General features: G+C 61.0%; 31 protein-coding genes, 1 tRNA gene and 1 riboswitch. Of the genes, 19 read left to right on the forward strand and 13 right to left on the reverse strand.

What is annotated here, in order from left to right; all coding sequences use genetic code 11:
* Positions 1 to 46 precede the first annotated feature (46 nt).
* The 3 genes from rpmG to ACLM42_RS05095 all read left to right on the forward strand — a co-directional run bounded on the left by rpmG (position 47) and on the right by ACLM42_RS05095 (position 2,541).
* On the forward strand, positions 47 to 241 hold the full coding sequence (gene rpmG / locus ACLM42_RS05085; protein ID WP_010316985.1) for a 50S ribosomal protein L33: 195 nt from the start codon (positions 47 to 49) through the stop codon (positions 239 to 241).
* A 47-nt stretch (positions 242 to 288) separates the two neighbouring features.
* Positions 289 to 510 (forward strand): 30S ribosomal protein S18, encoded by a 222-nt coding sequence (gene rpsR, locus ACLM42_RS05090; protein WP_010316983.1) that lies wholly within the window; start codon positions 289 to 291, stop codon positions 508 to 510.
* 219 nt (positions 511 to 729) lie between these two features.
* A complete protein-coding gene (locus ACLM42_RS05095; RefSeq protein WP_415399952.1) occupies positions 730 to 2,541 on the forward strand; it encodes a ribonuclease catalytic domain-containing protein in 1,812 nt (603 codons plus the stop codon).
* On the opposite strand, the gene ACLM42_RS05100 is transcribed toward ACLM42_RS05095, so the two are convergent.
* On the reverse strand, positions 2,530 to 4,365 hold the full coding sequence (locus ACLM42_RS05100; protein ID WP_415399953.1) for an FAD-dependent oxidoreductase: 1,836 nt from the start codon (positions 4,363 to 4,365) through the stop codon (positions 2,530 to 2,532). The genes ACLM42_RS05095 and ACLM42_RS05100 overlap by 12 nt on opposite strands.
* A gap of 73 nt (positions 4,366 to 4,438) precedes the next feature.
* On the opposite strand from ACLM42_RS05100, the gene metG reads away from it, so the two are divergent.
* A complete protein-coding gene (gene metG, locus ACLM42_RS05105) occupies positions 4,439 to 6,007 on the forward strand; it encodes a methionine--tRNA ligase (protein WP_415399954.1) in 1,569 nt (522 codons plus the stop codon).
* Positions 6,007 to 7,224, forward strand: coding sequence for an LPS export ABC transporter periplasmic protein LptC (gene lptC / locus ACLM42_RS05110; RefSeq protein ID WP_415399955.1), 1,218 nt, complete (start codon positions 6,007 to 6,009; stop codon positions 7,222 to 7,224). The genes metG and lptC overlap by 1 nt, the downstream gene beginning before the upstream one ends.
* Here lptC and ACLM42_RS05115 read toward each other — a convergent pair.
* Positions 7,157 to 7,819: a cofactor assembly of complex C subunit B gene (locus tag ACLM42_RS05115; protein WP_415399956.1), complete on the reverse strand. Its 663-nt coding sequence runs from the start codon at positions 7,817 to 7,819 to the stop codon at positions 7,157 to 7,159. The genes lptC and ACLM42_RS05115 overlap by 68 nt on opposite strands.
* A 98-nt stretch (positions 7,820 to 7,917) precedes the next feature.
* On the opposite strand from ACLM42_RS05115, the gene ACLM42_RS05120 reads away from it, so the two are divergent.
* The 9 genes from ACLM42_RS05120 to ACLM42_RS05160 all read left to right on the forward strand — a co-directional run bounded on the left by ACLM42_RS05120 (position 7,918) and on the right by ACLM42_RS05160 (position 13,993).
* The gene (locus ACLM42_RS05120; RefSeq protein ID WP_415399957.1) at positions 7,918 to 8,343 is read left to right on the forward strand and encodes a tellurite resistance TerB family protein; all 426 of its coding nucleotides are present in this window, start codon (positions 7,918 to 7,920) and stop codon (positions 8,341 to 8,343) included.
* 72 nt (positions 8,344 to 8,415) lie between these two features.
* On the forward strand, positions 8,416 to 9,060 hold the full coding sequence (gene psb32 / locus ACLM42_RS05125) for a photosystem II repair protein Psb32 (RefSeq protein WP_415400131.1): 645 nt from the start codon (positions 8,416 to 8,418) through the stop codon (positions 9,058 to 9,060).
* 7 nt (positions 9,061 to 9,067) lie between these two features.
* Positions 9,068 to 10,213 carry a proton extrusion protein PcxA gene (gene pxcA / locus ACLM42_RS05130; protein ID WP_247910982.1) on the forward strand — a complete coding sequence of 382 codons (1,146 nt, stop codon included), beginning with the start codon at positions 9,068 to 9,070 and terminating at the stop codon, positions 10,211 to 10,213.
* Positions 10,203 to 10,781 carry a bifunctional adenosylcobinamide kinase/adenosylcobinamide-phosphate guanylyltransferase gene (cobU, locus tag ACLM42_RS05135; protein WP_247910981.1) on the forward strand — a complete coding sequence of 193 codons (579 nt, stop codon included), beginning with the start codon at positions 10,203 to 10,205 and terminating at the stop codon, positions 10,779 to 10,781. Before pxcA ends, cobU begins: the two co-directional genes overlap by 11 nt.
* A 5-nt stretch (positions 10,782 to 10,786) precedes the next feature.
* Positions 10,787 to 11,260, forward strand: coding sequence for a tRNA (cytidine(34)-2'-O)-methyltransferase (locus ACLM42_RS05140; protein ID WP_247910980.1), 474 nt, complete (start codon positions 10,787 to 10,789; stop codon positions 11,258 to 11,260).
* Between the two features lie 155 nt (positions 11,261 to 11,415).
* Positions 11,416 to 12,468, forward strand: a complete 1,053-nt coding sequence (locus ACLM42_RS05145) for a peptidoglycan DD-metalloendopeptidase family protein (RefSeq protein ID WP_415399958.1) — start codon at positions 11,416 to 11,418, stop codon at positions 12,466 to 12,468.
* Positions 12,469 to 12,522: 54 nt separating this feature from the next.
* Positions 12,523 to 12,596, forward strand: a tRNA-Met gene (locus ACLM42_RS05150).
* Positions 12,597 to 12,752: 156 nt separating this feature from the next.
* Positions 12,753 to 13,349 carry a uridine kinase family protein gene (locus ACLM42_RS05155; protein ID WP_415399959.1) on the forward strand — a complete coding sequence of 199 codons (597 nt, stop codon included), beginning with the start codon at positions 12,753 to 12,755 and terminating at the stop codon, positions 13,347 to 13,349.
* Entirely contained in the window at positions 13,346 to 13,993 is a 648-nt protein-coding gene (locus tag ACLM42_RS05160) for an alpha/beta fold hydrolase (protein WP_415399960.1), read from the forward strand. The genes ACLM42_RS05155 and ACLM42_RS05160 overlap by 4 nt, the downstream gene beginning before the upstream one ends.
* A gap of 16 nt (positions 13,994 to 14,009) precedes the next feature.
* On the opposite strand, the gene rpaB is transcribed toward ACLM42_RS05160, so the two are convergent.
* Both rpaB and ACLM42_RS05170 read right to left on the reverse strand, forming a co-directional pair.
* Positions 14,010 to 14,774: a response regulator transcription factor RpaB gene (gene rpaB / locus ACLM42_RS05165; RefSeq protein ID WP_247910976.1), complete on the reverse strand. Its 765-nt coding sequence runs from the start codon at positions 14,772 to 14,774 to the stop codon at positions 14,010 to 14,012.
* Between the two features lie 110 nt (positions 14,775 to 14,884).
* Positions 14,885 to 15,214, reverse strand: coding sequence for a hypothetical protein (locus ACLM42_RS05170; protein WP_415399961.1), 330 nt, complete (start codon positions 15,212 to 15,214; stop codon positions 14,885 to 14,887).
* Positions 15,215 to 15,368: 154 nt separating this feature from the next.
* Between ACLM42_RS05170 and ACLM42_RS05175 the strand changes: the two genes are divergently transcribed.
* Positions 15,369 to 15,959 (forward strand): peroxiredoxin, encoded by a 591-nt coding sequence (locus tag ACLM42_RS05175; protein ID WP_247910974.1) that lies wholly within the window; start codon positions 15,369 to 15,371, stop codon positions 15,957 to 15,959.
* Between the two features lie 29 nt (positions 15,960 to 15,988).
* Here the strand turns inward: ACLM42_RS05175 and ACLM42_RS05180 are convergent, their stop codons facing one another.
* The 3 genes from ACLM42_RS05180 to purS are packed head-to-tail and all read right to left on the reverse strand — an operon-like array spanning position 15,989 to position 17,913.
* A complete protein-coding gene (locus ACLM42_RS05180) occupies positions 15,989 to 16,990 on the reverse strand; it encodes a S66 peptidase family protein (RefSeq protein WP_415399962.1) in 1,002 nt (333 codons plus the stop codon).
* Positions 16,987 to 17,640, reverse strand: coding sequence for a phosphoribosylformylglycinamidine synthase subunit PurQ (purQ, locus tag ACLM42_RS05185; RefSeq protein ID WP_415399963.1), 654 nt, complete (start codon positions 17,638 to 17,640; stop codon positions 16,987 to 16,989). Before purQ ends, ACLM42_RS05180 begins: the two co-directional genes overlap by 4 nt.
* 3 nt (positions 17,641 to 17,643) lie before the next feature.
* Positions 17,644 to 17,913, reverse strand: coding sequence for a phosphoribosylformylglycinamidine synthase subunit PurS (purS, locus tag ACLM42_RS05190; RefSeq protein WP_247910971.1), 270 nt, complete (start codon positions 17,911 to 17,913; stop codon positions 17,644 to 17,646).
* A gap of 91 nt (positions 17,914 to 18,004) precedes the next feature.
* Between purS and ACLM42_RS05195 the strand changes: the two genes are divergently transcribed.
* Positions 18,005 to 18,340, forward strand: coding sequence for a hypothetical protein (locus ACLM42_RS05195; RefSeq protein ID WP_415399964.1), 336 nt, complete (start codon positions 18,005 to 18,007; stop codon positions 18,338 to 18,340).
* Here the strand turns inward: ACLM42_RS05195 and cobW are convergent.
* From cobW to ACLM42_RS05210, 3 genes are all read right to left on the reverse strand, one after another.
* Positions 18,337 to 19,404 carry a cobalamin biosynthesis protein CobW gene (gene cobW / locus ACLM42_RS05200; RefSeq protein WP_247910969.1) on the reverse strand — a complete coding sequence of 356 codons (1,068 nt, stop codon included), beginning with the start codon at positions 19,402 to 19,404 and terminating at the stop codon, positions 18,337 to 18,339. The two genes, ACLM42_RS05195 and cobW, sit on opposite strands and share 4 nt — an antisense overlap.
* A gap of 2 nt (positions 19,405 to 19,406) precedes the next feature.
* Positions 19,407 to 19,997, reverse strand: a complete 591-nt coding sequence (locus ACLM42_RS05205; RefSeq protein WP_247910968.1) for a HupE/UreJ family protein — start codon at positions 19,995 to 19,997, stop codon at positions 19,407 to 19,409.
* 23 nt (positions 19,998 to 20,020) lie between these two features.
* Positions 20,021 to 20,169, reverse strand: a riboswitch (cobalamin riboswitch).
* Positions 20,170 to 20,174: 5 nt separating this feature from the next.
* Entirely contained in the window at positions 20,175 to 20,600 is a 426-nt protein-coding gene (locus tag ACLM42_RS05210; protein ID WP_415400132.1) for a pentapeptide repeat-containing protein, read from the reverse strand.
* Between the two features lie 166 nt (positions 20,601 to 20,766).
* On the opposite strand from ACLM42_RS05210, the gene upp reads away from it, so the two are divergent.
* The 3 genes from upp to ilvD are packed head-to-tail and all read left to right on the forward strand — an operon-like array spanning position 20,767 to position 23,484.
* The gene (upp, locus tag ACLM42_RS05215) at positions 20,767 to 21,438 is read left to right on the forward strand and encodes a uracil phosphoribosyltransferase (RefSeq protein WP_415399965.1); all 672 of its coding nucleotides are present in this window, start codon (positions 20,767 to 20,769) and stop codon (positions 21,436 to 21,438) included.
* A gap of 30 nt (positions 21,439 to 21,468) precedes the next feature.
* Positions 21,469 to 21,765: a hypothetical protein gene (locus ACLM42_RS05220; protein WP_415399966.1), complete on the forward strand. Its 297-nt coding sequence runs from the start codon at positions 21,469 to 21,471 to the stop codon at positions 21,763 to 21,765.
* A 42-nt stretch (positions 21,766 to 21,807) separates the two neighbouring features.
* Entirely contained in the window at positions 21,808 to 23,484 is a 1,677-nt protein-coding gene (gene ilvD / locus ACLM42_RS05225) for a dihydroxy-acid dehydratase (RefSeq protein WP_415399967.1), read from the forward strand.
* On the opposite strand, the gene ACLM42_RS05230 is transcribed toward ilvD, so the two are convergent.
* From ACLM42_RS05230 to pgl, 3 genes are read right to left on the reverse strand one after another with little or no spacing between them, the layout of a single operon-like run.
* Entirely contained in the window at positions 23,481 to 23,864 is a 384-nt protein-coding gene (locus ACLM42_RS05230; RefSeq protein WP_415399968.1) for a hypothetical protein, read from the reverse strand. The two genes, ilvD and ACLM42_RS05230, sit on opposite strands and share 4 nt — an antisense overlap.
* Before the next feature lie 7 nt (positions 23,865 to 23,871).
* Complete coding sequence (locus ACLM42_RS05235; RefSeq protein ID WP_247910963.1) at positions 23,872 to 24,444, reverse strand: CIA30 family protein; 573 nt, start codon at positions 24,442 to 24,444, stop codon at positions 23,872 to 23,874.
* Positions 24,445 to 24,448: 4 nt separating this feature from the next.
* On the reverse strand, positions 24,449 to 25,174 hold the full coding sequence (pgl, locus tag ACLM42_RS05240; RefSeq protein ID WP_247910962.1) for a 6-phosphogluconolactonase: 726 nt from the start codon (positions 25,172 to 25,174) through the stop codon (positions 24,449 to 24,451).
* Positions 25,175 to 25,180 lie beyond the last annotated feature (6 nt).

Consider the following 25,180-nt stretch of genomic DNA (forward strand, 5'->3'; position numbering starts at 1 on the left):
GTTGTCCACTGTCCAATCGCATCGCTCCAGCGGCGCAACGTCCTTTATGGCTAAGAACAAGGGCGTCCGGATCGTGATCACTCTCGAGTGCACGGAATGCCGGTCCAACCCCGCGAAGCGGTCTCCTGGCGTGTCTCGTTACACCAGCCAGAAGAACCGCCGCAACACCACTGAACGGATTGAACTCAAAAAGTTCTGCCCGCATTGCAACAAGTCGACGGTCCACAAAGAGATCAAGTGATCTCAGCGGCGTGATCTCCATGTTCTGCATTTCCTCTCCGTTCAGTCATGCCTAGTTCCTTTTTCAAGAAACGCCTTTCACCGATCAAGCCCGGTGAACCGATCGACTACAAAGATGTTGATCTGCTCAAGAAGTTCATCACCGAGCGCGGCAAAATCCTGCCCCGTCGTCTGACTGGCCTCACCGCCAAGCAGCAGCGTGATCTGACCAATGCCGTGAAGCGTGCTCGCATCGTGGCCCTTCTGCCCTTCGTTAATCCTGAGGGCTGATCCCTGAGCGGTGCGGTCTTCCACAGCGGCGATCTCGTCGGCCTGCAAGAGACGCGTACCGCTCAAATAGCCATCGTCGAATCAATCCAGGGCAGCAAAGCGCGGCTCAGGGTTGGTTTTGACTCCAAGCAACAGGTTGTCCCCCAGAGGCAACTGGAGTTGATCTGCCCCCTACCGAGTGGTGCCTCTGCACCGCTTCGGCTGGGGGCTTCTCCGTGGGTGTTCAATCGCGAGGTTTTAGCTGAGGCCAAGCCACGTCGCTCGGCCTGGGGTGCCGCCTGGTTGCTGCTCAAGGACGAAAGCGAACCCTTGGGTCTGTATGACTTCTGTGATCTGGTTTGCGGGGGAACCGAACCAGTCCAGTTGAGTGCCTGTTGGCTTGCCTTGGTGGGCGGGCAACAGTGGTTCCGCTGGAAGCAGGGAGGTGTCCATGCCCGCAGCCTTGAGGAGCTGAAACCCCTACGCCGCGAACGGCGTCTCAAGGCCATTGCGGAAGAGGCGGAACATCGCTGGTTTCTTCTGCTCAAAGAACGACGGCCGATTGAGCCCAGCCTTTGCAGCGAACTGCAGCTGGAGCGCATCGAGTTACTCAAAAAAGTGGCCAGTGGGCGCCTTGAGCTTGAGGGGCTACCTGAAGCAATGCGACAAAGCTTGGGCCAATTGCACCTGACCCAAGAGCGAAGCCAACTGCGTCATCTCTTGGTGGACTTGGGGCAGTGGGACCCGCATCAGCTGGTCTCCATGACTGGGACGGTCTGGAGCAGTGGCTTTTCCGAGGAACTACTAAAGCAAGCCCAACAGATCGAGCAAAACGCTGAACAAGAGCAGCCCAGCGATGCCAGTCGCCGTGATTTATCCGGCCAGCGCTGCGTCACCATTGACGATGAGGACACACGCGACATCGACGACGGACTTTCGCTGGAGCAGACCGCCGCTGGCCCAACGCGAATCTGGATCCATGTGGCCGATCCAGGACGTCTGATCTCAGCTGGCTCGCCGCTCGATCTGGAGGCTCGCAGGCGTGGAAGCAGCCTGTATCTCGCCCAAGGGAACGTGCCGATGTTCCCGGAAAACCTCTCCACCGGAGTCTTCAGCCTGCGGGCCGGTCAGCGCACGGCAGCGTGGAGCACCTGGGCCGAATTGAACGACGACGGATCCCTGGCGGACTACGGCGTGGTGCGTAGCTGGGTCAAACCGATCTATCGCCTGAGCTACGAGGACGCGGATGAACTGATCGAATTAGCCCCACCACAGGACCGTGACCTCGCCGATCTCGAAGCACTCTTGAGCCGCAGACGGCTTTGGCGGTTGAGTCAGGGGGCGTTGCAGATGGACCTCCCTGAAGGACGGATCCGCTGCCGTGACGGCGCTCCTCAGCTGGAAGTCACCGAGCCGAGCTCCTCTCGGCAAATGGTTGCTGAGGCGATGATCCTGGCCGGCGCAGTCACTGCTCAGTTGGGACAGGACAGGGAGCTAGCCCTTCCATTTCGCAGTCAGCTCCCAGCGGAACTGCCGGCCAAAACTGAATTGGAGGCCTTGCCAGATGGGGCAGTCCGCTACGCCGCCATCAAACGCTGCCTGAGCCGCGGGCTGATGGGAACCAAGCCCGCGGCTCACTTCAGCCTGGGCCTTCCGGCCTATGTCCAAGCCACCTCCCCAATCCGCCGATACGGTGACCTGCTGGTGCAACGGCAACTGGCCGCCGAAACCCCCCTCAGCGAAGAAAGCCTCCAGGAGCTGGTCAACGAGGTCGATGGTGCCGTTCGAGAAGGCATCGGCATCTCCAGGGAAGATCAGCGTCATTGGCAACAGGTCTGGTTTGAGGCGCAGAAAGGTCAGCAATGGCGCGCTCAGTTTTTGCGCTGGTTGCGTCCCCAGGACAACCTTGGCTTGGTTCGGATTGATGAACTCGCTATGGATTTGGCAGCTGAATGCCCAAGCCAAGCCAAGCCAGGGGATGGATTACTGCTTCGCGTCCAGTCCGTGGACTCTCTTCGTGATCAGTTGAGACTCAGCGCGTCACCCTTCTGAGGCCTGGTTCGCGACAGCTGAGACCCGCAACCAGGGGCCCCACGGGTTGAAGCAGCCCATGAGCTCCACGTTCTTGGCGCAATCAAGCTTCGCCAGCCAGGTATCAACGGCCGGCTCCAGGGTGATCACGGGCCAGCGGCGAGATCCGAGCATGGGCCTGGCGAGATCGAATGCATAGGTCCCGTCCTCGATCGGAACCAACGACCCCTGGAGTCGTTGTTGCGCTCGATCCAAGGCTGAGGCCCCCTGAGCGGCGCCAACGGATCGGCCTGAGGCGGCCCCCTGCCAAAGACCGGTTTGGCTCAACAGCTCCGGCGCCTGAAGAACGGCGCGCTGTCTCTGGGCCCAGTCCGGATGATTCCATGCCGTATCCCAGAGCGGAACCACACCAGCTGGCGCCATTGGGTCACGAATCAAGCGTTCCTGCAGGGCCAGAACGGGCAGCTCGGCTGGCGGCTTCCCCATCTCCACGGACAACGCCGCCGCGGCACCTGCTGCCTGACCAAGATTGAAAATCAATGGCTGCAGGCGCGTGGCACCGTTGGCCATGTGGGAGGTGCTGAAGGCTTTGTCAGCCGCCAGGAAATTGTCGAGATCAGCGCTCAAGAGCGCGCCGTAGGGCACACAGAAGGGTGTCCCTGACCAGCGCCCACCCCAGCGGCAGCTTTTGGGAGCCAACGGCCAGTCACCGCCTGGGTAGTGGTGGTCATTGGCGTAATTACCAACGGCAATGGAGTTCACCTGCCCTTTGTCATCGCGAGGAAGTTCGGCGATGGAGCGACCGGAATGCTGGGGGAGGAGGTCCTGTTCAATCACGGTGTTGCGGCCCCTGATTCGCCGGCCTTCTCGCCAGTAGGGCATGGCGGCGAACCAGGGGGCTGGGCTACCCGAATTCCTGGGGAAGGCATCACCGAGTTCGAGCCAACCATGGGAGGCTTCCCGCAGCTCAGCCGCGAAGGAAGAGGTGTGATCCTGCATCTCGCGATAGAGATCGGACTCAGCGGCTCTCTCAGCGCTGAAGGCCCGTGCGAGGTCCTGATGCCAATCGTTTCCATCCAGGGGCCAATTGAGCATCACCAGGCCACCCGGTAAGCGCCCATAGGTGAGTGTCTTGGCCAGGCCAAAGGACTGGCAGGCCTGCTCAAAGGGGGCAGAGAGCCGTGGCTTCTCCGGCAGCCCCGGCGGTGGTTCATCCGCACTGAGTTGACCCATCACCACCCAGGTGGGGGACTGCACAGGTTGCTTGCGAAAGAAGGGCTCAGACGCCATGCGCCTGGCGCTCGGAGCACTGGGCTCATTCCAGACCTCCTGGGCTTCCCAGCCAAAGCGAAAGGGCAGGCCCAATAGAGGAAGCAAATCGCCGCGATCACTGCCGTCAATGAGAACGCTGCAGGCCAGCTCTTGCCTCACGCCTGCCTGCTCGACTTCGATGGATCGGATCAGGCGCTCTGAGCGATGCACGGCCAGAGCACGAGAGCCCGCTAACCAGCTCAAATTGGGGAGAGCCTGGACCCAACGCTGCAGCAGGTCCTCGGCCTGAGCCGGCCGAAAGCCAAAGCAACTGACCCAATTCTGGTCGAGGCCGCCGGGTTCCGCGTCAGCCATCCCACGCAAGAACGCACCCCAAAGCCCGGTTTGCCATGGACTGAGCTCATTGCCATCCGGGCAGCACACCCCGGCAGCACTCACCATTCCCCCCAACCAGGCACCAGGGGTCAACAGGATGGTGGCGGCCCCAGATCGCGCGGACTGAATGGCGGCTGACACGCCCCCCGTTCCACCTCCCCACACCACCACCGGGGCGGATTCGATGTGGGCTGGCATGCCTTGATTGAGCAGTCACTCCCAGGCTCGCAGCTGAAGGCGGGATCGGGAAGGGCTGCGTAGGATCCGGCCGATGACTTACACCCTCACCACCCCCCTCTACTACGTCAACGACAAGCCCCATTTGGGGAGTGCGTACACAACCCTGGCCTGTGATGCCCTGGCCCGGTTCCAGAGGCTCAAAGGGGAAGAGGTGCTGTTCATCACCGGCTGTGATGAACACGGGCAAAAGATTCAGCGCACAGCTGAGGCTGCTGGCCTCACGCCTCAGGCCCACTGCGATGGTGTCAGTGCTCAATATCGCGATCTCTGGGAACGCTGGCAGATCAGCAACAACCGGCTGATTCGCACAACGGATTCACGTCATCACCAGATCGTTCAGCAATTTTTTGCTCGGGTCGAAGCCAGTGGAGACATTGTTGAAGGACGCCAACAGGGCTGGTATTGCGTCGCCTGTGAGGAGTTCAAGGACGATCCCCATGAGGCCCAGGATCCGGAGTGCCCAATCCACCGCAAAGCCCTGGAATGGCGCGATGAACTGAACCTGTTTTTCCGGCTGTCGCGCTATCAGGAGCAGATTGAAGCCCTGATTAGCAAGCCTGGTTTTATCCAACCGGTCAGCCGCCGCCGTGAGGTCGAGAATTTCGTCAAGCAAGGGCTGCGGGATTTCTCGATCTCCAGGATCAACCTCCCTTGGGGCATCACGGTGCCGGGCCATGAGGGGCACACCTTCTACGTCTGGTTTGATGCGCTGCTCGGCTACATCACCGCGCTGCTGGAGGAGAGCGATGCTCCCGATCTCGAAACGGCACTGCAGCGTGGTTGGCCCGCTTCAGTTCATGTCATTGGCAAGGACATTCTTCGCTTCCACGCCGTGTACTGGCCGGCAATGTTGCTTTCAGCCGGGCTGCCTTTGCCCGCCAAGGTGTTTGGCCATGGCTTCTTGACCCGCGAGGGGCAGAAGATGGGGAAATCCCTGGGCAACGTGCTCGATCCTGTCGACTTGCTGGATCGCTGCGGCCGTGATGCAGTCCGCTGGTATCTGTTGCGCGACATTCCCTTCGGTGAAGACGGCGATTTCCAGCAGCAGCGCTTCAGCGATCTGGTCAATAACGACCTGGCCAACACGATCGGAAACCTGCTGAACCGCACCAGCTCCATGGCACGTCGCTGGTTCGATGAGGCCGTCCCTCCAGCGGCTCAGGCCAAGGACAGCAACCATCCCTTAGCGCTCGCGGCCTCCCAGGCCAAGAGCATCAGTCTTCCTGCGCTGGAGAACCTGGAGTTCCGCTCCGCCGCTGAAGCAGCGCTGCAACTCGCCATTGCAGCCAACGGCTTTCTCAATGAGCAGGCCCCCTGGAGCCTGATGAAGAAAGAAGGCACCCGCGAACAGGTGGCCGAAGACCTCTATGCGGTGCTGGAAGCAGCACGAATGGTGGCGTTGCTGATGGCACCCCTTCTGCCAGATCTCTCGAGCCGGATGCTGCAACAGCTCGGACAACCCATTCCCCAGTCCGGAGCCCAGGCCGGTGTCAGCTCAGATTGGCTCGAGCAGCTGAATTGGGGAGGCCTGCAATGCGGAGCCCCATTGCCTGAGCCCTCACCGGTCATGGCGCGTCTGGAACTGGAGGATCCCCTCTGATGGCATGGACGACCCGATCGCTCCTGATCGCCTCTGCTTTCCTTCTTGTGGGCTGCTCGACGGCCACTCGGCAAACGGCTCAACCATTCGCCTTTCGAGCGCTGGACCTCCGCCAACAAGACCCCAACGGAGCTCCGGCCTGGGAACTAAAGAGTCCAGAAGCCCGCTACGACATCCAGCGCAAACTCGCCCAGGCCTTGAAACCCCGCGGCACCGTGTTTCGACGCGGCCAACCCAGCATCTTGATTGCGGCCCAACGGGGAACCGTGATCGGCGACGGTCAGGCGATCCAGCTTGAGGGCCGTGTTCGTATCACCCTGCTGGGTAACGAACCTGTGGAGATCACCGGCGATGCGGCCCGCTGGCTCCCGCGCGAAGAGCGAATGGTCATTGACCAACGCCCTGTGGCTTTGGACCGGACTTCGCGCATCAGTGCGCAGACGGCCCAATACTTCATCAAGCGGGATCTGGTCGAGCTGCGGGGTGCTCCTGTGCTCGAGCACTGGCAGGACGGACGCAGCAAGGTGAGCAATCCCAAAGCCCCCGCCCCACTCCCCCTCAAAGTCAAAGCTCAATGGGTGGATTGGAAGCCCGAGCAGGGCGATCTCAAGGCCCCTGCCGTGATCCGGGGTGAACGGTTTGAGCCCAACGCGTCCTCAAAGGATCAGAACCAAGGAGTCAAGACACCAACGCCCAGTCTTGTCCTGACCGCTCAAGGGCTACGCGGCAATCTTCGTCAGGGCTTTGTTGACCTCGTCGCCCCAGTGAAGATCCGCAGTGCCGATGGCAAGGGTTGGCTTGATGCACAAGAAACACGCTGGGCGATTAACGATCAGCAGCTGAGCAGCAATCAGCCCTTCAAGGGTCAGTTCAATGCCCTTCAAGCGCAAGGCGATCGCTTCTCGATTGATCTGGAGAAGAGTGATGTCAAGGTTTCACGAAGCTGCGAGCTCAAGCAGCCCGGAGAACGGCTGACGGCCACCCGCTGCCTTTGGAATTGGCCCAGCGGTCGATTTGAAGCCCTTGATCAGGTGGTCCTTGAACGGGACACCTACAAACAAGTGACACGAGCCAAGCGACTCGAGGGCAAGATCGGTGATGACGGAACGGCAGTCTTCAGTTCTCCTGGCGCACGGGTGAACTCACGCTTCACGCTTCCTCCGAAGGGCCAGGGTGGAGAGGGGAAGAAACGAGCTCCCGCTCCAATTGCATTCTGAGCTTCTGGCTCCAGCCCTCGATCCAACTTTCATCGCTACGGGTGAAGCAACGGGGGGACCAACCAGCCACCAACAACAATCCATCCTGCGCAATGGGTTGAACGATCACGGCTGGTGTGTTCGTCGGAAGCCCTTCAAACTCGTTGCGGCCTGGATACAGGGCGAGGTTCACAAGATTGATCGCTTTTTGGGTTGTCCAGGCCCGCGCACAGATCGGGCCTGGCTGAAAGCGGGAGTCCGCCAACACACCTCGGCGCAACAGCACTTGACCGCGCCAAAGCAGCAGCAGCGAGGCAGCGGGGGTAGCCGTCAACAGCATCTGACTACCCCAACCCAATTCCTGACGGAGTGGTTCTGGCAGATCGGCCGCCAACTCCAAACCCTCCTCCCCATCCAATGCAACCCGTTCCGGGGCAAGCGGAGCAGCCCTGGTCCAGAGAATGGAGATGAGCATCAAGCCAACGGAGAGCAGACTGCTCAGCACAGCTGCCCTCTCCAGGGCTGGACTCAACTCCGGTGCCGTGAGTTGATTGCCCACAGACAGCAGCAAGCCAAGGACGCCAATGACCAGGCAGAGGCGAGCTGGGAGAGGCAAGGCGTCGGCGAAAAAGTGCTCTCACGTTGTCACAGGCTCACATCAGAAGCGATTTCGCGAAGGAAGACGCTCAAATGGGGGCGACCAGCGCAAGCTTCATGAGCAAACCCGAGCTCACTTCAGCGTCCGAGGCGTTTGCAGCCGTCGCCCTCGCGGCGATTGCTTCGGACGGGGAGCTCAGTGCAGTTGAAGCCAGGGCGTTGCGCCAACAACTGGAATACCGCCAGCCCTTCCGTCGCTTGAGCGATCAAGAGATGGGGTCGCTTCTTGATCGGGTTTTGAACCAACTGCGTGGCAGCAACTGTGAGGCGTTGATCGAGCAGGCGACGCCCCTCCTCTCCATCGCTCAACGGGAAACGGCCTTGGCTGTGGCCGCCCATTTGATTCACGCCGACCACATTGAGACCCAGGCGGAATTGACCTTCCTCGAGCAATTGCAGGAGGCCTTTGGCCTGGAGCCAGCCCGAAGTACATCAATCCTTGAGGTGATCTCCCTGCTTCATCGCGACAGCCTGGCCAGCTAACGGCAGACTGTCCGGAGATTCAAGCGTTCGCTGGTGCGTCATTTCCTCCGCAGCAAGCTCTGGTCTCTGGTGATGGCCACCGCTTTGGTGATCACCGGCCTCATCGCCCCATCCGCTGCGCTGGCAACTGGGGCCGCTGATTTTCCCGCCCAGCGGCCCAGCAGTCATGTCCTCGATGGCGCCGAAGTTCTCAGCCGGGCTGCCAGTGGCGATGTCAACCAGCGCCTCGAGCAATTTTCCGATCTCGGCGTTGATGCCCGTCTGGTGACCCTGCGTCGCCTCGACTACGGCATCAGCCTTGAAACCCTCGGGGAGGAATTGCTTCAACAGTGGCAGGACGCGAGCAGCCGTGAGGGCTTGCTGCTGCTGTTGATTGAGGCACAGAACAACAGCGCTTCCGTCGTGGCGAGTGCAGACCTGCTCGAGCAGCTGCCGTCCAACCTGCTTTCCAGCACGGCCATCAGCACGATGGGGCTCCCTCTGCGGGAGGGAGCCCGCTATCGCCAAGCCAGCCTCGATGCCCTCAATCGCCTGGAAGTGGTGCTCCAAGGGGGCGAGGATCCCGGCCCGCCGCAACTGGTGGAACGGATGCCGGTGGAAACCAATATCCCGACCAAGGAAGAAACCGAATCCAGTAACGCGTTTCTTTGGGTTGTCGTTTTGTTGGTCGTTGGCACGCTGGTACCAATGATCACCTGGTGGGTCTTCTCCCGCTGAGAAATCCATGGGGCTGACCGATTGGATTGGAAGCTTTGATCGGGCCAGTTCCCATGATCTGAGCAACAACCTCGAGAGGGCTTACGAAGCGGCTTTGCTGATTCAAAGCCTTGAGCTCGAGTACTACAACGATCGACCGGTTCGGCCGGAGCTCGAACTCAGCATTCCGAAATCAGCCAAGGCCCTGATGCTTCGGCGCTTTCGTGCGGCTCTTCAGGTCGCCCAAGACAACCTTGCTGATATCGCGCCTCGGCGGGCCGAACTCGACAGTCAGGAGCTCAGACAACTGCAATTGGTGGAGAGCGTTGTCTCCCGCTACGGGAGGGCTCGCTCCACAACTCCGTCGATGTCTCGCTCCCCTGAGATGTTGCCCCGCAGCCTGCTGGGCATGTTCGACGGAGTCCGCCGTCAACTCGACCCGGAGGCAGAAGCCTCAGTTGTGGCGGGCTTCCGTCGCCGCAGGGACTCGACCCTGGTCTCGCTGCGGGTCCTGCTGCTGCTGATCTTGGTGCCGCTCGTGATTCAACAGACCAGCCGGAGTCTGTTGATCTCACCGCTGATGGATCGCTTTGCACCTGAAATCCCCTTCCTGAATTACACGAAGCCCCATCTGCAGGAGAAGGCTGTCGCCAAGTTGCGGCTCTTCCAGCAGGAATTGGAGTTTGAGGCTCTGCTGGAGGGGAAACAGCCTCCCTCGCCTGAAGAGATCCAGTCCGCCCTCGCCCGTCGAGCCAATGCCCTCAAAGATGAGGCTGATGCGGAGAGTTTGGAGGCTTCGAAAAACGTCCTGGCTGACCTGGCCGCTCTGATTGGGTTTGTCTTCGTCTGCCTCTTCTGCCGGCGTGATCTCCAGGTCCTGCGTGGCTTCCTGGACGAGGCCGTCTATGGATTAAGCGACAGCGCCAAGGCCTTCGCAATCATTCTCTTTACCGACATCTTTGTCGGATTCCACAGTCCCGAAGGTTGGACGGTCCTATTGGACGGGATTGCTCACCACCTCGGGCTGCCAGCTGAGGAAAATTTCATCCTGCTGTTCATCGCCACCTTCCCAGTGGTGTTGGCGACGATTTTTAAGTATTGGATCTTCCGCTACCTCAACCGTGTGTCCCCATCGGCTGTGGCAACCCTGAAGAACATGAACGGTGGCGGCTGAAGCCAGGGTTTCGGCCGGACTGGTTCTCGTCACAGGTCCCAGCCGCAGCGGCAAAAGTCGTTGGGCGGAGCATCTCGCAGCTCAACATCCCGGGAACGTGATTTACCTCGCCACCGGAGAGGCCCCTGGCGAGGACCAGCGTTGGGCCCAGCGGGTCGCTGCACACAGGGACAGGCGCCCAAGCGAATGGGAGACCTTGGAGGTCGGTCCTGATTTGACGGCGGCCCTTGCCGCACTGAATCAATCAGCGGATGCCAAGCACCCGCGCCTTCTGCTGATCGATGCCCTCGGGACCTGGCTAGCCCAACACCTTGATGCCAGCCCACAGCATTGGCAGGAGCGCTTCACGGCCCTGCTTCAGCAGCTGGCCATTCAGACCGAGCCGGTGGTGTTTGTCATGGAGGAAGTGGGCTGGGGTGTGGTTCCGTCCACAGCCATTGGCGGTCTCTTCCGCGACAGGATGGGTGAGCTGCAACAACGGTTGAACGCCATCAGTCGCGAGTCCTGGCTTGTGGTCAATGGGCGAGCCCTCAACCTGAACCAGCTTGGAATCCCTGTCCCTGGCTGATCTCCATGCCCAAGGTCGTGCTCTTTCAACCGGAGATCCCACCTAATACAGGGAATGTTGCCCGCAGTTGCGCCGCAACCTGTACTGAGCTCCATTTGATTGAACCGCTGGGATTTCGGATTGATGACCGAACCTTGAAGCGCGCTGGACTCGACTACTGGCCTTGGGTCCAACTTGAGTGCCACAGCAGCTGGGAGGACTTCCTCCGTGTCCGTAGCCAACGGGGTGGCCGCCTTCTGGCCTTGAGCCGGCATGCCAGCGAGCCGTACCACCAGATCCAGTACCGCAAGGACGACTGGTTGTTGTTTGGACGGGAAAGCAGCGGCCTTCCGCAGGAGCTGCTGAGTCAGGTCGATCAACGCTTGCTGATCCCGATGCCCGGCTCAATCGATCACGGAGGTGGAGTGAGAAGCCTGAATCTCGCCACTGCAGTTGGAGTCGTTCTCTTCGAAGCCATCAGGCAACTTGAACACAGCTAACCGCTTGCAGCACGGTTGGTCTCGGCCTGAGACTCAGGTGTGTTCGACTCAGAAGTTGACCCCTTGGACTTGCATGGGTGCCGGCCAGTCGTTAATCTCGCGCCGTCCGGAGGATGTTGGCTTCTCCACCGGGCTTTGACCTTTGGCCAAACTGGATGAAGCCTGTTCACTTTCTACTGACAACAGCAGCCAGCACAGCAGCCCTAGGGGCTGCCGGCTCTGTTGTCGCTCCTTCTCTGGCTGACTCCAAGTCAGCCTCCCTACCCCAGCTCTCGGCGCCCCCCGCAATTAGCGCTGATCTGATTGCCGCCGCCGACAGCAAACCCAGCACCGAAAAGATCTGGGTCAAGGCACGGCAAGCCATCACTCTCAAGCACCTTGCACGCCAGCTGGAGCAAGAGGAGTCACTGCTCTCCTCGCTGAACGATGTCAAGGCAGATCATGTCTTCGGCCGCAGCGAATGGTTAGTGCTGCCAAGCGGCAGCATCAAGCGGGTCAAACAGGTTGCTGCCGTTGACACCTCAGAACTTCGCCGCACACCGCCGCTGGAGGCACCGCCCGAGCCCAGTGACACCGCCCGCATCCGCCGTGGCGACAACACCCTGGCCAAGGTGGCTCAGCGCTACAACCTCAGCATCCAGAAGCTCCTGAAATTGAATCCGGGCCTTCGAGGTGCTCAGCTCGTTGTGGGCACTCCGATTCGCGTCGCCCAGGCCAACGCTGCTCGCAGCCGAATGGTGCTCGGCCTCAAGCCCGTCGGCTCTGGTGGTCTGAGTTGGCCTGATCAGCCCGACTTCGGCTTTGGGGCAGGTGAGAACCTCAACGATCGAGCTTGGGTCTGGCCCACCAAAGGCATCTTCACCTCTGGTTACGGCTGGCGGTGGGGTCGGATGCACCGCGGGATCGATATTGCCAACAACATTGGAACTCCCATCGTGGCGGCCAAATCTGGTCAGGTGGTTTCGGCCGGATGGCATGGCGGCGGTTACGGCTACCTCGTCGAGCTGCGTCATACCGATGGAACCGTGACCCGTTACGGCCACAACAGCCGAATCCTGGTCCGCGCTGGAGAGAGCGTCGCCCAGGGCAAGGTCATCTCATTGATGGGGAGCACCGGCCGCAGTACAGGACCACACCTGCACTTCGAAATCATCCCCGCTGGCCGTGGAGCGGTGAATCCGCTTCAGCTTCTCCCACCAAGGGCCTGATCGCTGCTGCGAACAGGGTTTCGGACCGGCGATCCTCTACAATCACATCACCGCGGCTCGGTAGCTCAGCTGGTTAGAGCGTGGGATTCATAACCCCAAGGTCGGGAGTTCAAGTCTCCCCCGAGCCACTTTGATCGCCATTGATCAGGGCCCCGCGAGAGCGGGGTTTTTTTGTCTGAAGATTCCAATGCCCGACCTAGGGTCGTCACACCAGAACACTCTTGAGAACGGTACGTCCCCAAAAGCTTTGAACTGCGGCCGCTTCTCTCTGGGCTGTTGAAGCAATGATCCCTCTGTTGTGCATTTGCGGACCCTCAGCGGCTGGCAAAACCACCATCGTCCGAGCACTCCAGACGACCTTGTCAGCTCAGGGCGTGAGAGCACTGCAGTTGTCCTGCGATGACTACTACTGGCCCAATTGGACGCCCGATCCGGTTTACGGCTACGACACTCCAGCGGGGATTGACACAACGACACTGCTCCAGGAGCTCAATCAGATCTGCCGCCGTGAAGCGGACACCCTGCGTCGCTACGACATGGTCAGTCACACGACCTGGCGCGAGCCGCTGGATCAGGTCTATGAACTGGTAGTCCTCGAGGGAGCCTTCGGTCCGCAAGTTCTGCTGAATCAGCCGCTCCTCCAGTCGCTGGTCTATCTCGAGCTCGGACTCCCGGTGCGGCTCTGGCGCCGCCTCTGGCGTGATCTGAACGAACGGGGGCATTCGTTGTCTTTCGCACTTCGCCAAACCGTTTTTGAAACGCTCCCCGGCGAGCGTCAGTTCATTGATCCGTTGAAACAGGAGGCTGATTTGATCATCGAAAACAGCCCTAACGGGCTAGCGAGACTCACCCGTCACGCCCAATCCCTTCTGGCGCGATGACTCGTTGTGATGGCTCCAGGTTGGTCGATGGACCAGAAGCGTCGGACACCACCATTCTTTTGGCTCATGGAGCTGGTGCTCCGATGGATAGCGACTGGATGAGCACCATGGCCGAAGGCCTAGGAGCCTGTGGACTCCGGGTGGTTCGCTTCGAGTTCCCCTACATGCAGCGAAGCCGGGAACTGGGTCGCCGATGTGGGCCCGATCGTCTCCCCAAGCTTCTGGATGCCTACCGGGACGAGGTGAGCCGGGAACGACAGCACAGTCCTGAGAGCAGCCTCATCATTGGTGGGAAGTCCCTCGGGGGCCGGATCGCAAGCCTCCTGATCGATGCCTTGCCAGAGGTCCAAGCCTGTCTCTGTCTTGGCTATCCCTTTCATCCCCCAGGAAAACCAGAGTCCCTGCGTACTGAGCATCTCAAGGTGATGCGCTCACCTTGTCTGGTTCTCCAGGGGGAGAGAGACAGCTTCGGCAAGCGAGACGAAGTGGAGCAGTACGCCCTGGCCCCCTCCGTTGAACTGGCCTGGCTGCCGAGCGGAGACCACAGCTTCACTCCCACGAAAGCCTCCGGTCTGAGCCAAGCGGAGAACCTGGCCGCAGCGATCGATCAGTGTCGGCGCTTCATCAGCCGCCAGGTCGGTTAGTCCCTCAGGGATCGCTTTAAGCGCTGATGGCCTCCATAGCCTGAGGGATGCGCTGGAACATGTAACCCAGACCCCGTGCCGTCAAGATCAGCTCGGGGTTCTCGGGGTCGTCTTCCAACTTGGCTCTCAGACGGGAAATGTGCACGTCAACGACGCGGCTATCCGAGGAGCGCTCCGGCTTGTAGCCCCAGACCTTCTCGAGCATGTCGAGGCGGCTGATCGGTTCGCCAGATCGGCTGATCAGCAGCTCCAGCAGATTGAACTCCATGCCGGTTAAGCGGATCCGCTCATCGCCCCGATGGGCCTGACGCTTGTTGAAGTCGATACTGAGGTCACCGACCACCACCACATGGGCGGTGCGCCCCGGACCAGCCACTCCATTGGCCTGAACCGACGAAACACGGCGCATGACACAGCGGATCCGCGCTTCAAGCTCCTTCGGGCTGAAGGGCTTAACCATGTAATCGTCAGCACCGAGTTGCAGGCCCGTAATGCGGTCGGCGACATCACCCAGGGCGGTCAGCAGGATGATCGGAACCTCTGACTGAGCGCGAATGCGCTCGGTTACGGCAAAGCCGTCGAGCTCGGGCATCATCACGTCGAGCACCACCACATCAGGCTCGGAAGCCCGGAAATGCTCGAGGGCCTGAGCTCCATTCTCAGCCAGGGTGATCTCGTGGCCGAGCATCACCAATCGGGTTTCCAGGATGCGGCGAATGTTTTCTTCGTCGTCAGCAACCAGGATCTTGAGGGGAGCGGTCGAGGTCGTCGCTTCAGTCATCAAGAGGAAATTGGATGCTGCTCTGACTCAACGAATAGCTGAAGGAGATCCCGTTTATGAAGGAACAACAGGGTTTGTAACGAAGACCAGTACCGCAGGCCTGTCACTGCTTAGTTGTCTGGTTCTTGAAAGGCGTCCAGAAGAACTGGCACGGTCACGATCGGATCAAAGCTTGTGATCGCAGGTTGCTGGGGCTCGGGCTGGCGACGGCTACGGCTGGGAGCGCTCCTGACAGGCGCAGGGGTCGCAGAAGGGCTGGACGCGGTGTGCTGATCCGGTTCAGAGCGGCGACGGACCGGATTGCGGCGAGTGGCCTCGGGACGACTGGTGGCCAGGGGACGCTGGATCGGTTGGTCCTTCAACTCACCACGGAGCTGATTGAGCAGCCGAAAATGCCCTGTGGTGTTGTATTTCCGCAGCAGCGACGGATCCCAAGCCATTAGCGCTGTTCAGTAGTGCCCTCAGCCTATGGGGCAACCTGCGGCCTGGAGAAGCGTGATAAATTGTTGCGGTGACAACTGGAAGTCGATACGGGTTCGGGTTAACCGAATGTCGGCACTTCCGCGCCTGTCTCAACCACTCATTTCACTGACTATGTCGAGGCTCGTCGGTCTTCAAGCTCCTGACTTCACTGCCACCGCAGTGGTCGATCAGGAATTCAAGGAGGTGACCCTCTCCTCGTACCGCGGCAAGTACGTGGTGCTGTTCTTCTATCCCCTCGACTTCACCTTCGTCTGCCCGACGGAGATCACCGCCTTCTCCGACCGCTACAGCGATTTTTCCAGCCGGAACTGTGAAGTGCTGGGCGTGTCTGTGGACAGCCAGTTCTCCCACCTGGCCTGGGTTCAGACCGACCGTAAGAACGGTGGTCTTGGCGACATCGCCTACCCACTGGTGGCGGACCTGAAGAAGGAGATTGCTCGCTCCTATGAAGTCCTTGACGAGGATGCTGGCGTGGCCCTGCGCGGTCTCTTCATCATCGATCCCGATGGTGTGATCATGCAGAGCACCATCAACAACCTCCCCGTCGGCCGCAGCGTTGATGAGACCCTGCGCCTGCTGCAGGCCTTCCAGCACATCCGCAACCACCCCGACGAGGTCTGCCCCGCCAACTGGACCCCTGGCGAGAAGACCATGAACCCCGACCCCGTGAAGAGCAAAGAGTTCTTCGCCGCCGTCAACTGACACCTGTCTTCAGTGCAGGGTTGAGGGGCCTAACGGCCCCTTTTTTTGTGCTGATGCACTGGCTCGTGCGCCGACACCAAACTCAATTGACCATTGCCCCCATCCAGTCGCGCCTGAACACCCAGCGGTAAGGCCATATTTGGCCGTCCATGGCCGACGGGCAGATCCTTCACCAAGGGAATGCTCAAGGACCCCAAACGCTCCTCAAGGATCTCGTCCATCGAGAAATCCCCTGGCAGCACATCATCTTCGGCCCAGCTAAAGCGACCAAGACCGATACCTCGCACCCCAGCCAGCTGACCGGACGTCCGCCATTGGGTGAGCTGGCGATCGATCCGGTAGGGAGCTTCACCGGTGTCCTCGAACACCAGAATCGTGCCCCGAAGCGAGGGCAGCCATGGCGTCCCAATCAAACTGGTGGCGATGGTGAGGTTGCTCACCACCAACGGTCCCTGAACCAAGCCGGGACGCAGCCCTTGACCATGCAAGGCCGGAACGTTCATCCCCTTTAACAGGGCAGCAAGGCGTCGCCACTGCTGATCCGAGCCACCAAACCAGCCATGGATAGCCCCAAAACTGCCAGCCGCCAGCTGAGCCAGAAGCAGGGCAGAACAGTCAGAGAAGCCAACGCACCAGCGTGGTCCAGGCGGGATCGACCAACCCTGTTCGAGAACGCGAGCACTCCCCCAGCCGGCCCCGACCAGGAACAGGGCATCGATAGAGGGATCAAGCCAGGCCTGACGAAGGGCCGAGGCCCGCTGCTGATCCGTCGCCGAAAACCATCGCCATTGACCGCCTAACTCAGGAGGCGTTAACAACACCCAGCCCTCTTGCTGGCAGCGCCGCCGCAGTCCCTCAAGCATGGGATCCGTCCGCTCAAGCCAGGTGCCTGGCGCAAGCGCCGCGATGCGCGCCCCCTGTTTCAGGGGTGCAGGACTGTTCTGGAACGTCGCCCCGGCGGCGAGGGCAGCCAGTGGGGCAGCCGCCGTCACCGCCCCAAGGAGCAGCTCACGGCGGCCCCAGAGCGTCATCCCAGCAAACTGGCCAACAAGCGACGACCATCCACACCACCTGTCGCGGGATCACAGGCTCTCTCAGGGTGAGGCATCAGACCGAGCACATTCCCCTTGGCATTGGTCAGACCTGCCACATCAGCCATCGAACCATTCGGATTGCGGCAGTACCGCAGGACCACTTGGCCCTGATCCTCCAGAACCTTGAGTTGATCAGGATCGGCCTGGTAGCGGCCCTCACCGTGGGCGATGGGGAAGTTCACCACTTCGCCGCTGGTATAGCCCTGAAGCCAACTGCACTGGCCGGGTTCAACCCGCAAATCAGTGGGTTCACAAATGAAGTGCAGTTTTTGGTTTCGGGTCAGGGCACCAGGGAGCAATCCCATCTCCGTCAGCACCTGGAAGCCGTTGCAGATCCCCAGTACGCGCCCGCCTCGGTTCGCGAAAGCAACGACCTCCTCCAGCACAGGGGCAAAGCGAGCGATGGCCCCACAACGGAGATAGTCGCCATAACTGAAGCCACCGGGAATCACAACGGCATCGAGTCCGCTCAGATCCCGCTCTTCATGCCACAGGAAACGGGTCTCAATGCCGAGGCAGCCCTGGGCTGCCCACTGAACGTCCCGGTCACAATTCGACCCGGGAAAGACGACTACGCCGAGGGTCATTGCTCAGGCTCCTGCGTTGGAGTCGTCCTTGAGCTCGAGGCTCCAGTCCTCGATAACAGGATTGGCCAAGAGCCGGTCGCTCAAGAGCTCCAGCTGCTGACGTGCGGTCTGGGCGTCGGGGGCAGTCAGTTCCACCTCGACAGCTTTGCCAATCCGCAGCTTGCTAATGCCGTCTACACCCAAGCGTGATGCGGCGGCTCGGGTGGCTTCACCGGCGGGATCGAGCACGGAGGGCCTCAGGGAGACCAACACACGGGCAGAGAAGACGGGCACCTGAGCTCTAGGTGGGGTTTGTTAAATCTTGGCAGGCCGGCTGTCGCCAAGCCTCTGCGTGATCAGGTTGGTGGTGGTCCCACGGGGCGCTATGAACCACCTGCATCCGCTGCCCTCGCTGCTGACGGCCTGTGCCGCCCTGGCCTGTCAGACCGCAGCCCAGGCCGGTGAACCGTTCACAGTGCCCTTGGAATGCCGCCTCGATTCCAATGCCTGGCTTCCCTGCACGATGACCGTCGAGCGGCTCGGTGAGCACTGGTGGCTGCAGGTGGGTCGCCGTCGCTTCGACTTCCGCCATGACGGACGAGGTCGGATCGAACTCCAGGAAGCCCAAGGAACCAGACGCCTGGTGCAACCCAGCTGGAGGTCCCACCAGGCGCTCTGCTGGGACGGAATCTGTGCGAAGGGAGACCTGCCCCTCGATTAGGACAGGGCCGCGCTCAACTTTTCCTTGAGCTTTGAGCTGTCCAAGGAAAGGCCTAAGGCGACCAGCTCCAGCCCGTCGATCTCGGGCCGATCCAAGCGGGAGCTGGTGTCAAACCAACACTCCAACCGTGGGCCCACGGCCTGGATCTGGAGGGGGTGGCTTTTTCCAGGCAGCCAAGCCCGTCCCTTCAGCCTGAGCAGACCGTACTCAGCGATCACAGCCGGAAGAAGCAATTCCAGCTGTGCCTTGCTGGTCGATCCCTTCCAGTCCAAAGCCATGGACTCCATCGCCACGTGGGTGTGGTCGTGATGGTCGTGGTCATGGTCGTGGTCGTGGTCGTGGTCGTGGTGATGGTCCTCGTGTTCCGGGCGATCCAGTCCCATCAGCAGGGCGGCGGGAACATTGCCACGGGCCATGGGCAGGACGGAGACCCCGCTGCGGAGCTTGGCGCTCAAGCGCGTTTGCAGGGCGCCAATGGCCTCGTCACTGAGGCAGTCAGCCCGGCTCATCAGCACGAGGTCCGCGGCCTCGAGTTGGTCCTCAAAAAGCGCATTGATGTCGCTGAGGTGATCCAGGCTGGGATCCGCTTGACGTTGCGCTTCAAGGGCCGCGGGATCAGCAACGACGCTGCCGCCACTGAGAGCCTCCCCATCGACGACCGTCACCACACCGGTCACCCGAGTTCTGGTGCGGATCTCGGGCCAGCGAAAGGCCTGGACAAGCGGAACAGGTAAGGCCAAGCCGCTCGTCTCAACCACGATTCCGTCGAGCTGATCGGCCCGCTGAAGGAGCTGCTGCATCACCGGCAGGAACTCATCTTGAACAGTGCAGCAGAGACAACCATTGGCCAGTTCGACCACACGGCCCTCGAGCTCGTCCTCGGGGCAAAAGCCGCAGCTCCGAATTAAGTCGCCATCGATCCCGACCTCACCGAACTCATTCACCAGAACGGCGAGTCGGAGGCCACTGGAGACGAGCAGTTGGCGCAGCAGCGTGGATTTACCAGCGCCAAGGAATCCGGTCACGACGGTGACCGGTAGGCGGGATGCAGGAGCCGCAGTCATCGTCAGGCCAGAAGGGCGGTCCAGGTGAAGGCAGCGCCAATGCCGACCATCACACCAGCCAACAACTGTCTAACGGTGGGCTGAATCTCAAGGCTGACGCGGCGCATGGCCACCAAGGACACCACAAGAAGAGCGCCTTGGCTCAGAAGCAAGCCGAGCAGATAGAAGGCAATTGGGGTGGACTCCCAACCGATGACCGAAGCACTGAGGACGTAACCGTGCAGAGCAAAAGCAGGGATCAAGCTCAAGGCCGGTAAGCGTCCTGCGATCACCAAGCCTTCAACCACCAAGGACAGCGAGACGAGGGCCTCAGCTCCAGGCAATCCAGGAAGCCAAAGACCCAGGGCACTGGCGGACAAACCAACCACGAGCAAGGCCATGGTCCAGCGCATGGAGCGCTGTAGCCCAACCAAACCCAGGGCCATGAGGAACAGCAGATGATCCGGCCCCAACAGCGGGTGGGCCAGACCACTCAGCAGGCCGCTGACGGGTGACGGTGCCAGAGCCAGGGACTCCATCGGGTGATGGGCCAGTGCTGGCGAGGCAAGAACGGGAGCCAAGAGGAGCGCAGCGGCCCCAAAACGCTTCAACATCAAGAGAACTGGTCCGCGCCAGGGGTCATTTGGATGGAACCGGCGGGCGTTCTGACTGGAGTCCTGGGGTCAGGACTCTTCACAGCTGCGGGACAGCGCCGGAATTTCACCGGACTTTCCCCGTTTCCTCTTCGGGCTGATCCCCCGAAGAACCGGAGACCAGAGCCTAAGCGCTGATTAACGGCAGGCCAGGCTTTCGCGGGTGTCGACTCCGGTACGCGGGTTCACACCACTGGCCCGGACACAAAGGGCCTTCTGTTGAGGAAGATCCAGCACCGCATCGGTGAAGTCCGTTCCCTCGATGACGGCACCGGTGAATTTGCTGTTCATCAACATGGCGTTGCGAAAGACAGCACCACTGAGATCAGCGTTGTCAAAGCGGGTGGCGAAGGCGACGACGTCTTCAAGATCCGCTGAGGAGAGGTTCGCCTTTTGAAGATTGGCGGTGTTGAACACAGCACCGCGCAGGTCGGTTTCGCTCAAGTCGAAACCTTCCATGGAAGCTTTCAAAAACTCCTGCTGCTGCAAGTTGCGGCCGTGCATATCCGGTTGCAGATCCTGGGCACTGCGCTGACTCCGAAGCTCCGGGGCTGTGATCGCCATGGCCGGAGCGGGAGAAGGCAGAACGGCCGTCAGCAGTAGAGCCAGGCAGAGGGCGAGGGCGGTGAGCGACCGGGCCACGAGCGACTGAGCAAGAGCTCCGAGGTTCCGCACTGCAGCTTTAGCTTGGGCGCTCAAGTTATTGCAGGCGGATACCGGAGCGCGACCGATGAGCAAGACCCTTCGGGTGGTGGTGCCGCCCCATCCACTCATTGGCCACTGGTTGACCCTTCTGCGGGATGCGGACACGCCACAGCCGTTGTTTGCCACGGCCATGGCGGAATTGGGGCGCTGGTTGACCTACGAAGCCATGCGCGACTGGATCCCCTACCAGCGTGTTCAGGTGCAAACGCCATTAGCCCAAACAGAGGGAACCATCGTCGATGGTTCGATTCCACTCCTGGCCGTTCCCGTCCTGCGTGCTGGTCTTGGCCTCTGGGACGGGGCGAAGACAGTGATCCCCAGTGCGTCGGTGGCCCACATGGGCCTGCAACGGGATGAAGCCAATGGACGGTGCCGTTGTTACTTCAACGGCTTGCCCGAATCCATTCCAGCCAACGCGGGCGTGCTGGTCTTTGATCCGATGGTGGCAACCGCCGGCACCCTGCTGAATGTGCTCGAGCAACTGGAGACCAAGGGCGTCACAGGTCAACGGGTGCGCGTGATCTCCGCCCTGGCGGCTAGTCCGGGCCTGAAAACCCTGGGGGAGCGCTACAGCGATCTCACCATCTACACCGGCTGCATCGATGCGGAGTTGGACGGTCAACAGCGAATTCTCCCCGGATTGGGTGACGCTGGCGACCGTCTCTATGGCAAGCCGCAGTCAGGCTTCGTAGGCTGAGCACACTCCTCAGACCCTCGACCTGCAGCTATGTCCAACCGAGACGGCGGTTCCGGATCTCTGGGCACCCTCTTGGCTGGTGCAGTGATTGGTGCGGCTGGTTTCGCATGGTGGCTCTACTCAGAAGCAGAACGGCGCCAGCAGCACACCCGCCAAGAGCGCAGCCTGCGGCTCAGCCGTCTGACCGATCACGACGAGCAGGCCTTCGACCCCAACAGAGAAAGCCCCGTGGTCCGAGAACACGAACTGCAGGACAAGGTTCAGCAACTGAACCAAGCGATTGAGGATGTTCGCCGGCAACTGGAAGGCCTAAGCCCCCAGAGCTGATCAGGCTCCTCGGTAGGTTGCTGTTGAGATCAAACCGCAGCCATGCTCCGCTCCGCCGCGATTACCCAGGGCATTCAGCGCTCCCCCAACCGCGCCATGTTGCGGGCTGTCGGTTTTGGGGATGCTGACTTCAACAAGCCGATCATTGGCATTGCCAACGGCTACAGCACGATCACGCCCTGCAATGTCGGTCTCGATGACCTAGCCAGGCGTGCGGAGCAGGCAGCCCTCGAGGCCGGGGCGATGCCACAGATGTTCGGCACCATCACCGTCAGCGACGGCATTTCGATGGGCACCGAGGGAATGAAGTACTCCCTGGTGAGCCGCGAAGTGATTGCTGATGCGATTGAAACGGCGTGCAACGGCGAGTCCATGGACGGGGTCCTGGCCGTTGGCGGCTGTGACAAGAACATGCCCGGCGCCATGTTGGCGATGGCGCGGATGAACATCCCGTCTGTCTTTGTCTATGGCGGCACAATCAAGCCGGGCAAGTTGGGCGGTTGTGATCTGACCGTTGTCAGTGCCTTTGAGGCCGTCGGTCAGCTCACCAGTGGCCAGATCGATGAGGAACGCCTCACCGAAATCGAAAAAAATGCCTGTCCCGGTGCGGGGAGCTGCGGCGGCATGTTCACCGCCAACACCATGAGTGCGGCGATCGAGACGATGGGCTTGAGCCTGCCCTACAGCTCGACCATGGCCGCCGAGGATCCAGAAAAGGCGGAGAGCGCTGCCCGCAGTGCTGAGGTCCTGGTCGAGGCGATCAAGGCCGATATCCGCCCCCTGGACCTTCTGACCCGTGAGGCCTTCGAGAACGCCATCAGCGTGATCATGGCCGTGGGCGGCTCCACAAACTCGGTCCTGCACCTACTGGCCATTGCACGCACTGCTGGCGTCGAACTGAGCATCGATGACTTTGAGCTGATTCGCGAGCGGGTCCCGGTGATCTGCGATCTCAAGCCCAGCGGTCGCTACGTCACCGTCGATCTCCATCAAGCCGGGGGGATCCCCCAGGTGATGAAGCTGCTCCTCGATGCAGGTCTGCTCCATGGCGAGTGCCGCACGATTGAAGGCAAAACCCTGAAGGAAACCCTCGCGAATGTGCCATCCGTTCCTGCCGCGGACCAAGACGTCATACGGCCACTGAGCAATCCCCTCTACGCCAAAGGGCATTTGGCGATTCTCAAGGGCAACCTGGCCCAAGAAGGAGCCGTGGCCAAGATCAGTGGTGTCAAAAATCCCGTGATCACCGGCCCCGCTCGGGTGTTCGAAAGTGAAGAGACCTGCCTCGAGGCCATCCTCGACAAGCGGATCAATGCTGGTGATGTGGTCGTGGTGCGCAACGAAGGTCCTGTCGGCGGTCCCGGCATGCGCGAAATGCTTTCCCCCACCTCGGCCATCGTGGGTCAAGGCCTGCTCGACAAAGTGGCCTTGATTACCGATGGACGCTTTTCAGGGGGGTCCTACGGCCTGGTGATCGGCCACGTGGCCCCAGAGGCTGCCGTCGGTGGCAACATCGGCCTGATCCATGAAGGCGACAGCATCACGGTCGATGCCAAGCAGCTGTTGATTCAACTGAATGTTGATGAGAGCGAATTGGCCTCCCGTCGTGCGGCTTGGAGCAAGCCTGAGCCCCGTTACCGCACGGGTGTGCTGGGTAAGTACGCCCGGCTGGTGAGCTCCAGTAGCAAAGGAGCGGTCACAGACCAGCCCGACCTCTAAGACTCGCCGGCAATCAGGGCACGGATGCGCCGGCAGAGGGCCTCCAGGGGGGCGCCGGCGCTGGGACGCTCGCAGCGTTCTCCAGAGTTGGACTGCATCCAGACTGGGTGGCTGCCGTGCCAGAGCATTGGTGATTCCTCATCCGCCACCATGCTCAGCATCAGATTCAGCTCCTCACCACTGCGGTAGATCTCGAGCTCCAGATCGCGATCTGGGTGACGCACTCCCTCAGCGTCGCGGGCCTCGATCAGCAGACAGCAGTCACTGCAGTCTCCGACCGTTGACGGAGGCTCACCACTGAAACGAAGGGCATGGCGATAGGGCTTGAGGCAGACGTCAGCCGCCTTGGCCAGTTCACTGAGCAGGGGTTCGAACTCCACGGGTCAATCAGGCCACTGCACGAATGGAGCGGATCAGCAGCCGCAGGGGGCCCGGCCGGAAGCCTGGATTCCGGCCACCCACGTCTCCAAATTTGGAATGAAGGACCTGGATGCGTGTCACACGAGCGGGATCGAAGCGAAGCGGGAAGCCAATGGGGGTCGCACGCACGCTGGGAGTGAGTCGATTGAACGGAATCGTCACCACCGTGGTTCCGCTCGGTCGAGTTGAGAATTCAGCGACCCAGCGCAATCCCCCTGGAATCAGCTCAGTCAATCCGCCCACACCATCGCGGCAAGCGATGGCGAGCTTGTAACGACGACCATCGCCATCAAGCTGCAGTTCGATGGCGCCGTAGGACGAGAGATCACGGGCTGGATCCAGCACAGGCGAGCGGCAACTGACAAAGCCGCCACCCTCGGACTCCACAAAGGCCTCCATCAGCAGGCCATCAGCTGTCGCTCTGCACTGGCCCTGACTGCGGCCGCCCATGATGGTGTCGTTCAGGGATTGCCATCCCGGGAAGTCAGCTCCGTTTGCCAGCACCAGCGGGGCAACCATGGACGCGATCCAAGCGGACATGCCCTCAGCCTGCCGCAGGCACCCCCTCCAGCGCAGCCTCATCAGCCAGCACCAGAACCTCCGTGCGAGGAGTCACCAGCTTGGCCGGAGTCCTTTGGGGGGATTCCGCGGGATCCAGTAGACGTGCCAGGGCCTGAGACTTGCCCGCGCCGCTCACCAGGAAAATCACCTGGCGGGATGCACTCAGCACAGGTGCAGTCAAGGTGATGCGCTCGAGACCTTTACCCCGTCCGATCGCGGTCCAGCGATCCGTGATGGTCGGCGCCTCGGTCCCTGGAAAGAGGGACGCCGTATGACCGTCTTCCCCTAGGCCGAGAACCATCAGATCAAAGATCGGTGGTTCGCCAGGACAGACCTTCTCGATTGCTGCCTGGAAGGCCGCAGCGCTGTCCTCTGGGGTCGGCAAACTAACCGTCGGGACAGGATGAAAGGCGGCATGGCTACCCGGCGCTTCCTTCAGCAAAGATTGCCTCAGCATCCGAGCATTGCTAGAGGGATCGTCGCCATCCACCCAACGCTCATCCCCAAGAAAGACGTCGACCCGCTCCCAGGGCAGATGTTCCTGGCCCAACAGGCCATAGGCAACCGCAGGGGTACTGCCGCCTGAGAGGGCAAGTTGAGCGCGATCCCGTTGATCCAGGGCGAGATCGAGATGGGAGGCAATGGTCTGGGCCGCGATCCGGGCCAGATGCTGGGCGTCCCGTGCCCGTTCAATGCGGTAGGTGGTCATTGCCCC

The sequence above is a fragment of the Synechococcus sp. W4D4 genome (assembly GCF_047716805.1).
Classification (GTDB): Bacteria; Cyanobacteriota; Cyanobacteriia; order PCC-6307; family Cyanobiaceae; genus Vulcanococcus.